This window comes from uncultured Stenotrophomonas sp. (genome assembly GCF_963519925.1).
Classification (GTDB): domain Bacteria; phylum Pseudomonadota; class Gammaproteobacteria; order Xanthomonadales; family Xanthomonadaceae; genus Stenotrophomonas; species Stenotrophomonas maltophilia_AE.
In genome coordinates this window covers 1-10,161 of the sequence record NZ_CAUQPH010000130.1, presented here as the reverse complement: position 1 = coordinate 10,161, position 10,161 = coordinate 1, and the positions used below count along the sequence as shown (strand labels likewise).

Annotated in this window: 7 protein-coding genes; 3 read left to right on the top strand and 4 right to left on the bottom strand. The window is 68.6% G+C overall.

Annotated features, from left to right (window positions below; all coding sequences use genetic code 11):
• Together RWO33_RS16725 and purL are read right to left on the bottom strand one after the other, a co-directional pair.
• On the bottom strand, positions 1 to 588 hold a 588-nt coding region (locus tag RWO33_RS16725; RefSeq protein WP_314106274.1), incomplete at its 3' end, for an ESPR-type extended signal peptide-containing protein.
• 449 nt (positions 589 to 1,037) lie between these two features.
• Positions 1,038 to 4,922 (bottom strand): phosphoribosylformylglycinamidine synthase, encoded by a 3,885-nt coding sequence (gene purL, locus RWO33_RS16720; protein ID WP_314106273.1) that lies wholly within the window; start codon positions 4,920 to 4,922, stop codon positions 1,038 to 1,040.
• A 305-nt stretch (positions 4,923 to 5,227) separates the two neighbouring features.
• On the opposite strand from purL, the gene RWO33_RS16715 reads away from it, so the two are divergent.
• Together RWO33_RS16715 and RWO33_RS16710 are read left to right on the top strand one after the other, a co-directional pair.
• Positions 5,228 to 7,330 (top strand): glycosyl hydrolase family 18 protein, encoded by a 2,103-nt coding sequence (locus RWO33_RS16715; protein WP_314106272.1) that lies wholly within the window; start codon positions 5,228 to 5,230, stop codon positions 7,328 to 7,330.
• A 158-nt stretch (positions 7,331 to 7,488) separates the two neighbouring features.
• Positions 7,489 to 7,791: a hypothetical protein gene (locus RWO33_RS16710; RefSeq protein WP_314106271.1), complete on the top strand. Its 303-nt coding sequence runs from the start codon at positions 7,489 to 7,491 to the stop codon at positions 7,789 to 7,791.
• Here the strand turns inward: RWO33_RS16710 and RWO33_RS16705 are convergent.
• Positions 7,763 to 8,551, bottom strand: coding sequence for a thioredoxin fold domain-containing protein (locus RWO33_RS16705; protein WP_314106270.1), 789 nt, complete (start codon positions 8,549 to 8,551; stop codon positions 7,763 to 7,765). The two genes, RWO33_RS16710 and RWO33_RS16705, sit on opposite strands and share 29 nt — an antisense overlap.
• Before the next feature lie 135 nt (positions 8,552 to 8,686).
• On the opposite strand from RWO33_RS16705, the gene RWO33_RS16700 reads away from it, so the two are divergent.
• Entirely contained in the window at positions 8,687 to 9,508 is an 822-nt protein-coding gene (locus RWO33_RS16700; RefSeq protein WP_314106269.1) for a hypothetical protein, read from the top strand.
• 10 nt (positions 9,509 to 9,518) lie between these two features.
• Here the strand turns inward: RWO33_RS16700 and RWO33_RS16695 are convergent.
• On the bottom strand, positions 9,519 to 10,161 hold a 643-nt coding region (locus tag RWO33_RS16695; protein ID WP_314106268.1), incomplete at its 5' end, for a site-specific tyrosine recombinase XerD.

Genomic DNA, 10,161 nt, shown 5'->3' with positions numbered 1-10,161 from the left:
GGCGGCAAGCGCGCCGTCCCCGTCGATGCTGGCCGCGTCGCTGTCGTCGCCCGCGCCGTCAGCCTTGAAGTAGCGCGTGGCGCTGGCGGCGGTGGCCGCCACGGTGTCCAGCTGGGCCTTGTTGACCGCATCGGTGGCGGCGGTGCCGGCGGCGACGTTGGTCACCTGGCGCTCCCTGCCGGCATCACCGACCGACACCGTGTTGGCGCGCGCAGCGCGCGAGCCGGCGCCCAGCGCCACGCTGTTGGCGGCCGACGCCGTGCTGTTGCTGCCGATCGCCACGGCGTTGCTGCCCGAGGCGGTGGCGTTGCCGTCCACCACGCAGCTGTCGATCACGCTGCTGTTGAGCACCACGCAGTTCGCATTGCCACCGACCTCCACTGATTGCGCCTGCGCAACCGACGGCGCCCCACCGATCCCGAATCCAAGCGTCAACGCGATGGCGGCGGACAGCGCCGATGCGCTGCGTGCGCCGGCTGACCGTCGCTGGTCGATCACCACGCCGGAGGTCTGGCTGCTGGCCAATTCAGAGGCAACCACCATCTGCCCCAGTGCTTTGTTCCAGACCTTGCGATAAATCCGATTCATCGATGCGACTCCTGGTTGGACTGGTTTCGGGCAAAGCGACGCCAACGCCGGACACCGTGGTCCAACGTCCCCTGGGGGCGTTTTCGCTTGGAATTTTTTTGATTACTGCGTGAGCTGCCGAACGGCGCGTGCAACGAACAGAGAACTCGCCATCCTTGGGGTTACTGCAGAACTGAACGCTGTCGAAATGAGACCTCAGTGTTAACGCAGGGTTTTGGTGGCGTCAAGACTTTGACGTTAAAAAGTCCACGAACGCGAGAGGCGTCACAGATCCGACTATTCATAAGCGCGTTTTGTTAGCAGCTTGTGAGCATTTGCCATCACACGCACCGATGCATGTAACGCGATGTAACTCGTTGCTTCGTCACAGTTTGGCGCGCGCGCAAAAAAAAACCGCCGACAAGGTCGGCGGTTTTTTCACGCGGTACTCACCACTCCATCACATGTGGTCAGCCGCACCATACTCTTGCGTTGCGGAACATGCGCAGCCACGGCGAGTCGCCGTTCCAGTCCGCCGGACGCCAGCTCAGGTTCACCGCGCGCGGGGTGCGCTCCGGATGCGGCATCATGATGGTCACCCGGCCGTCGGTGGTGGTCAGGCCGGTGATGCCGTCGGGCGAGCCGTTCGGATTGAGTGGGTACTGGGTCGCGACGTTGCCGTCGCCATCCACGTAACGCAGCGCGACGCGCGCCGCGGCCTGGTCCACGGCGGTGGCGAACACCGCCTGGCCTTCGCCATGCGCCACCGCCACCGGCAGGCGTGAACCGGCCATGCCACGCAGCAGGATCGACGGCGACTCCACCACTTCCAGCAATGCGGTCCGCGCTTCGAACTGCTCGCTGCGGTTGCGGCGGAACTGCGGCCAATGGCCGGCACCGGGAATGATGTCCTTGAGCTGGCTCATCATCTGGCAGCCATTGCACACCCCCAGCGCGAAGCTGTCCGGGCGTGCGAAGAACGTGGCGAACGCATCGCGCAGCGCGCTGCGCTCCAGCACCGAGGTCGCCCAGCCACGACCGGCACCCAGCACGTCGCCGTAGCTGAAGCCACCGCAGGCGGCCAGGCCGGTGAAGTCGGACAGGTCCACGCGGCCTTCGATCAGGTCGCTCATGTGCACGTCGAAACTGCTGAAGCCGGCACGCTCGAAGATGTTGGCCATTTCGATCTGGCCGTTGACGCCCTGCTCGCGCAGCACCGCCACGCGCGGACGCGCGCCGGTGTTGATGAACGGCATGGCCACGTCTTCATTGAGGTCGAAGCTGAGCTTCGGCTTCAGGCCCGGCGCGGTGAAGCTGCGCGCGATGGCGCGCTCCTGGTCGGCATTGTCCGGGTTGTCGCGCAGCTTCTGCATGGCGTGGGTAACCGACCACCACGCATCGAACAGCGCTTCCCAGCGCCATTCCACCAGGCTTTCGCCCTGCAGCGACACCCGCACCACCGGTGCGGTGGTCGGCCTGGCGATGCGCTGGGCGCACTCGGTCAGCGCGTGGCGCTCGACCAGGTCGGCGAAGGCCGCACGGTCTTCGCGCGCGATCTGCACCACCGCACCCAGTTCCTCGTTGAACAGGCTGCGGAACGGGTCGTCGCCCCACGCGTCCAGGGTGATGTCCAGGCCCTGGCGCGAGGCAAAGGCCATTTCGCACAGCGCCGCGAACGCGCCGCCATCGCTGCGGTCGTGGTAGGCCAGCAGCAGCCCGGACTGGCGCGCGTCGCGGATCAGTTCAAAGAACGCACGCAGGCGCTGCGGGTCGTCCAGGTCCGGCACGGCACCGGCGAAGGCCGGCAGCGCGCTGTGGTCGGCATGCACCTGGGCCAGGATGGAACCGCCCAGGCGCTGCTTGCCCGCGCCCAGCCCGATCAGCCACAGCTCGCTGTCGGCATCGCGGTCCAGCAGCGGGGTCAGCTGGGTGCTGGCGTCGGCCACCGGCGCGAACGCGGAGATCACCAGCGACACCGGCGACACCGACTTGTGCGCCTGGCCGGCGTCGTGCCACTGCGCCTGCATCGACAGCGAGTCCTTGCCGACCGGAATGCTCAGGTCCAGCTGCGGGCACAGCTCCATGCCGACCGCGCGCACCGCGTCGTACAGCAGCGCGTCTTCGCCGTCATGGCCCGCCGCCGCCATCCAGTTGGCCGACAGCTTCACCGTTTCCAGCGCGTCGACCGGGGCCGCGCACAGGTTGGTGATCGCTTCGCCCACCGCCATGCGCGCCGAGGCGGCGGCATCGAGCAGCGCCAGCGGGGTGCGTTCACCGATCGCCATCGCTTCGCCGGCCAGGGTATCGAACCCGGCCAGGGTGATCGCGACGTTGGCCAGCGGCAGCTGCCACGGACCGATCATCTGTTCGCGTGCGGTCAGGCCGCCGACGCTGCGGTCACCGATGGTGACCAGGAAGTTCTTCGACGCCACCGACGGGTGTGCCAGCACGCGCAGGCCGGCCTCGTGCAGGTCCAGCCCGCCGGTCTTCAGCGCCGGCCAGCGCGGTGCCGCCGGGTGCGCGGTGTCGCGGTGCATCTTCGGCGGCTTGCCGAACAGCACGTCCATCGGCAGGTCGATCGGGGCATCGGCCGGGATGTTGCCGACGGTCGCGCCATAGGCGACCACCAGGCGTTCCTCTGCCGTGGCCACGCCGACGGCGGCGAACGGGCAACGCTCGCGTGCGCACAGCGCGGCGAACTCGGCCAGGCGCTCCTGCGGCACGCCGAGCACGTAGCGTTCCTGCGATTCGTTGCACCACAGCTGCATCGGCGACAGCGACGGGTCGTCGGTGGGCACCTTGCCGAGGTCGATCACCCCGCCCACGCCGGAGTCGTGCAGCAGTTCCGGAATCGCGTTGGACAGGCCACCGGCGCCGACGTCGTGGAACCAGCGGATCGGGTTGTCCAGGCCCAGCGCGACGCAGCGGTCGATCACTTCCTGGCAGCGCCGTTCCATCTCCGGGTTGTCGCGCTGCACGCTGGCGAAATCCAGGTCCTCGGCGCTTTCGCCGGAGGCCACCGAACTTGCGGCGCCGCCACCCAGGCCGATCAGCATGGCCGGGCCACCGAGCACGATCACCGCGTCGCCCGGCTGCAGCTTCAGCTTTTCGACCTGTACCTGGTCGATCGCGCCGAGGCCACCGGCCAGCATGATCGGCTTGTCGTAGGCGCGGGTCAGGCCCTCGCCTTCCGGCAGTTCGAAGCTGCGGAAGTAGCCGAGCAGGTTCGGCCGGCCGAATTCATTGTTGAAGGCGGCGCCGCCGAGCGGGCCCTCCAGCATGATGTCCAGCGCCGGCGCCATGCGCGGGTTCAGCGCGCGCGGCGCCTCCCACGGCTGCGGCAGGGTCGGGATGCGCAGGTGCGAGACCGAGAACCCGGTCAGGCCGGCCTTGGGCTTGCCACCGCGGCCGGTGGCGCCTTCGTCGCGGATCTCGCCGCCGGCACCGGTCGATGCGCCCGGGAACGGGGCGATCGCAGTCGGGTGGTTATGCGTTTCCACCTTGATGCAGAACGCCGAATCGACCACCGGTTCGCTGCGGTACTGGCCGCTGGCCGGGTCCGGGCGGTAGCGCGCCGCCGGGAAGCCGGCCACCACCGCCGCGTTGTCGCTGTACGCGCTGAGCGTGTGCTGCGGGGTCTGCTGGTGGGTGTTCTTGATCATGCGGAACAGCGAGTGCGGCTTGTCCGCGCCATCGATGGTCCAGCTGGCATTGAAGATCTTGTGCCGGCAGTGCTCGGAATTGGCCTGCGCGAACATCATCAGTTCCACGTCCGACGGCTTGCGGCCGAGTTCGCCGAAGCGCTGGCGCAGGTAGTCGATCTCGTCCTGGGCCATGGCCAGGCCGAGCCGGCGGTTGGCCGCTTCCAGGTCGTCCAGCGCCACCCGCTCCAGCTCGCCGCGGGCCGGCGCGCTGAACAGCGCCTGGGCCTGGGCGGCATCGTCCAGCACCGACTGGGTCATCGGGTCGTGCAACGCGCGCACCACCGCCTCGCGGGTCTCGGCATCCGCCGGCCAGCCGGCCAGGTCGATGCGCAGTCCGCGTTCCACCCGGCGGATCGGCTGCCCGGCGCCACGCACCAGTTCGGTGGCCTTGCTCGACCACGGCGACAGCGTGCCCAGGCGCGGCACCACGAAGCGGCTGATCGCCCCTTCCGCGCGCGCAGCCGGGGCCGGCTCGGCTTCCAGGATCCGGGTCAGGACCACCGGGTCCGGGGCGGCGTCGCCTTCGGTCTGGATGAAATACACATGCCAGGCACCGGTGATGCGCAGATCGGCGGCCAGGGACTGGAGGCGGGATTCAAGACGTTCGCGGCGGAACGGCGAAAGGGCGGATGCGCCCTCGAGGACCATCATGTCCGGGGAACCGTGGTTGGGAACGGGGCCCACTATTGTACCGGTCCGCGCCCCCCGGTGGTCGCCGCCGCGACCCCTCGCGTCCCGGGGTGGGCACGATCGGACGCTCGGAACCTTGCGCTGGCGCACGGATTGCCATGGCAATCCATGACAACGTTGCCACGACCCGCCGGGCACACCGTCCCGGTGGGGTCCCATGTCCGCCCCCTGAGCTGTCGCCGGCCTCTCTCACCGGCCCCGGACCTGCTGCAACGCTGGGCGGCACCCCGCCGCCCAGTGCCCATCACCTTGATCGGAGTACGACCATGGCTGACCCGAGTGCGCGCAGTAAGGTGACATCGTTATCTCCCCATCGACCGGCCCGGCATCGACGCTGGCTGCTGGCCCTGGCCCTGGGCTCGGCGGCCCTGAGCCCGGGCCTTGCCCTGGCCGCCAGCTGTACCGGCGTGCCGGTGTGGGACGGCAACGTGATCTACAAGCAAGGCACCACCCTGCAGAAGGGCGGCGTGCTGTACCGGGCCAACCAGGACATCTGGAACGCCCCGCCCGACCACCCGGCCGGCGCGCCCTACTACACCAACCTGGGCGCCTGCGACAGCGGCGGCAGCAACCAGCCGCCCAGCGTCAGCCTGACCTCGCCGGCCAACGGCGCCAGCTTCAGCGCGGGCAGCACGATCACCGTCAGCGCCAACGCCAGCGACGCCGACGGCAGCGTGAGCAAGGTCGAGTTCTTCCGCGGCGGCACCTCGCTCGGCGTCGACACCAGCGCGCCCTACAGCGTGAGCTGGGCCAACGCGGCGGCCGGCACCCATACCTTCAAAGCAGTTGCGAGCGACAACAACAATGCGGTGACCTCGTCGGCCACGGTCAGCGTGACCGTCAACGCGGCCAGCAACGACACCACCGCGCCCAGCGTACCGGGCGGCCTTGCCTCACCCTCGAAGACCGCAACCACGGTCAACCTGGCCTGGAACGCGGCCACCGACAACAGCGGCGGCAGCGGGGTGGCCGGCTACGACGTGTACCGCAACGGCAGCCTGGTCGGCTCGCCCAGCGCCACCCAGTTCACCGACGGCGGGCTCACCGCCAGCACCGCCTACACCTATGCCGTGCGTGCGCGCGACAACGCCGGCAACGCCTCGGCCCGCAGTACCACGATCAGCGTGACCACCAGTGCCGGTGGCGGCAGTGGCGGCAACAAGCGGGTGATCGGCTACTTCACCCAGTGGGGCATCTACGGGCGCAATTACCGGGTCAAGAACATCGACACCAGTGGTTCGGCCAGCAAGCTGACCCACATCAACTACGCCTTCGGCAACGTGCGCAACAACCGCTGCGAAGTGGGCGTCACCCAGCCCTCCGACCCGAACACCGGCGCCGGCGGCGATGCGTTCGCCGATTACACCAAGGCCTTCCAGGCCGGTGAAAGCGTCAGCGGCAGCGCCGACACCTGGGACCAGCCGCTGCGCGGCAACTGGAACCAGCTCAAGCAGCTCAAGGCCAAGCACCCGAACGTGAAGGTGTTGATCTCGCTGGGTGGCTGGACCTGGTCGCGCGGCTTCTCCAGCGCGGCGCAGCCGGCCAACCGCCAAGCCTTCGTGGCCTCGTGCATCGATGCCTACATCAAGGGCAACCTGCCGGTGACCGACGGTGCCGGTGGCGTGGGCGCGGCGGCGGGTGTGTTCGACGGCATCGACATCGACTGGGAATACCCGGTGGCGTGCGGCATCGCCTGCGGGACCCCGGCCGACAATGCCAACTTCACCGCGCTGATGGCCGAATTCCGCCGCCAGCTCGATGCGGTGCGGCCGGGCCTGTTGCTGACCGTGGCGGTAGGCGCGGGCATCGACAAGATTCGCGTGACCGATCCGGCGGCGTACCACCCGTACCTGGATTTCATCAACGTGATGACGTACGACTTCCACGGCGCGTTCGACCCGAAGACCGGGCACCATTCGGCGCTGTTCGATTCGCCGGCCGATCCATCCACCGGTGATGTGAAGCTGTACAACAGCAACGATGCGATGGAAGCCTTCCTCGCCCGCGGGGTGCCGGCCAGCAAGCTCAACCTGGGCATCGGCTTCTACGGTCGCGGCTGGACCAACGTGCCCAACGTCAACAACGGGCTGTACCAGACCGGCACGGCCGCACCGGGTACCTACGAGGCGGGCATCGAAGACTGGAAGGTGTTGAAGAACCTCAACCATCCGGTCTTCACCGACGCCACGGCGCGGGCCACGTGGAGCTACAACGGCACCACGTTCTGGAGCTTCGACACTCCGGCGATGGTGACCGAGAAGATGGGCTACGTGAAAACCCAGGGACTGGGCGGCGCGTTCTTCTGGGAGTTCAGCGGCGATGACACCCAGGGCACGCTGGTCAACACGATCAGCAATGGCCTGAAATAAGCGTCACCGCGCCCGGGGCCGCCATGGCCCCGGGCGCGACGCGGCGTGGTCGCTGATCGATTCCTGGAAGTCGCCTGCAACCGTCAGCGCCGAATAATGGGCAATCCCGCTCAACGGTGTGGTAGCCCTGCTTGCGAACCCCAACGATATTCCTGCGCGTGGCTGCGGTATTGGGCAGCGAGCGCGCCGCGGAAAAAGTGGAAATCCGGACGCTGCTGAAGCGGATTTCCATCAAGACGATCAAAAACTGGCAAGCCGCCCGTCAATGGCAGCCGACCTGGCGCAATGGCGGTACCGGCATGACGCCGGATCTGCGGGCAACGCCGCAACCCCGCTGCGTTCCACAGCCCATCGACATCCGCGTTGCCAATTCCAGTTGGCTGCATCAGGGCTGGGGCGCGCCCGGACGCGAGCATCCGGGGCGGTCGTGCTTCAGTTCGCCTGGCGCTCCAGCGCCTTGAGCAGCTGCGCCGGCGGCACATAGCCGCCCAGCTGGGTACCGTCGGCGGCGAATACCGCCGGGGTGCCGCTCACGCCCACCTGCTGGCCGAGGTTGTACTGCATCGCCACCGGGCTGGTGCAGTTCTTCGGCGCCACCGGCTGGCCCTGCTTGGCGCTGGTCAGTGCCTGGCGGCGATCGGCCGCGCACCAGACCGAGATCATGTCTTTGAAATCCTGGCTGGCCGGGCCCATGCGCGGGAAGGCCAGGTATTCCACGGTCACGCCGAGCTTGTTCAGCTCCGGAATGTCCTGGTGCATCTTGCGGCAGTAGCCGCATTCGATGTCGGTGAATACCGTCAGGGTGTGCTTGGGATTGGCGGCGGCGAACACGATCCGCTCGCCACGCGGCACCTTGTCCAGCAGTGCCTTGCGGTAGGCCAGCAGGCCGGCGCTGCTGGCCGGCGCGCGGTTCTGGATGTCGTAGGGCTGCGACTGCATCAGGTAGCGGCCGTCGTCGGAGACGTACAGCACCTGGCCGCCGACCAGCACCTCGCGGAACCCGGGGAACGGCGCGGCGCCGATGTAGTCCGGCTTGAACTTCGGGTCCAGCCCGGCCAGCGCGCTGCGCACGGTCTGGTCGGCAGTCGCATTGCCCTTGGCGGCGGGGGCGGCAGCGTTGCTGCCCGGCTTGGCCGCCGGCGTGGCACCGGGGGCGGCCGGCTGGGCGCAGGCACTCACGCTGAGCGCACTGAACAGGGCCACGGTAAGAACTCGACGCATCTGTACATCCACGGAAGAGAGTGGCCGGATTCTCGCACAGCCGCGCGGGTGAGGCCCGTGACGCCGAGCGATTCCTGAAAGCCGGCGCCGCCCCGGGCGGGGATGATTCCATCCCCCGAATCGATTCCCCGCCGCATGCGCATTCCTTCCCCATTGATCTGGGTCAAAGCACAGCTTGGCAGCACCGCAGCCAAGGTGGAGCTGAGTGTCCGCTCCCCCACCCGCTACAACGAGGCCTTCCTCGCGATCAAGAACAAGGAGGCGAGTTTGACCAAGGCCTGGCAACGGGGCGAGGTGTCCGAACAGCAACTGGTCAAGCGCAGCGACTACCTGAGCAGCCTCCGCCAGACGCTGGATCAGAAGCGATTACCCACAGCGCAAAGCCAATCCGTGCAGGACATGCTGATCCGCATAGAAAATGCTTCGCCGGCGCCGGCCCCGCGCAGCCTCTCCGGTTCGCTGGAGTCGCTGGCTTCACGCACGTCGGTCACCTCCCGGACCTCGGTGACGTCCAGCGAACAACACCGGGACCGCACCATGGCGGCGCTGGCCGACGCCGTGTGGGGTGGCCGGTTGAATGCGCTCAAGGAGCTGCGTGCGGAAGTGCAGGCCACCGCAAGACTCATGGCCGAAGCGGATCCCAGCCTGCAGCCGTCCGAGGCGGTGGCAGCGGTATTCAACGGGCTGCAGGCGCGTGCGCCGATGGGTTCAGGCCTGGCAGGCCCGGAGTGGAACGTGGTGCGCTACCTGCGGCGGGAAATGCTGACCAACAGCGACGGCCCCGGCGGGCGGGTCGCGACCGCCCGGCTGGTCGATCCGGTCGACGCCGACCGCCACGCGTCGTGGCTGGCACGGCCGTTGCCCACCGGCCCGGCGCCGCCGAAACCGCCGCGGCTGGGCGAGCCCCGCGCGATCAGCCTGCCGCGCGACTGGCGACCGGGTGAATCCAGCGCCTGAGGGGTCGACCCTACCCGCGCGGGTGGTGTTTCGCGTGCAGCTTCTGCAGGTGCTCGCGCGCGACCAGGGTGTAGATCTGGGTGGTGGACAGCGAGCTGTGGCCCAGCAGCATCTGCAGCGCGCGAAGGTCGGCGCCGCGGTTGAGCAGGTGGGTGGCGAAGCTGTGCCGCAGCCCGTGCGGGCTGATCCGCACCGGATCGATCCCGGCCAGCGCGGCGTACATCTTCACCAGCGTCCAGAACTGCTGGCGGCTCAGCGGCTGCAACGAGGGTTCCAGGAACAGCGGCACCTCGCCATCGCGCGCCGGCACCGTGCGCGTGCCGACCAGCTGCGGTCGCGCCTCGCGCAGGTAGCGCTCCAGCCAGTGCTGCGATTCCTCGCCCAGCGGCACCAGCCGTTCCTTGCTGCCCTTGCCCGTTACCCGCAATACGCCCTGGCGCAGGTTCACCGCATTGGCCGGCAGCTCGACCAGTTCGCTCACGCGCAGGCCGGCGGCATACATCAGCTCGAGCATTGCGCGGTCGCGCAGGCCCAGCGGCTGCGCCACGTCCGGCGCGGCGAGCAGCGCATCGATCTGGCTCTCGGCCAGCGCCTTGGGCAGCAGGCGCGGCAACCGTGGCGGGTCCAGCAGCGCGCTCGGGTCTTCGCTGCGC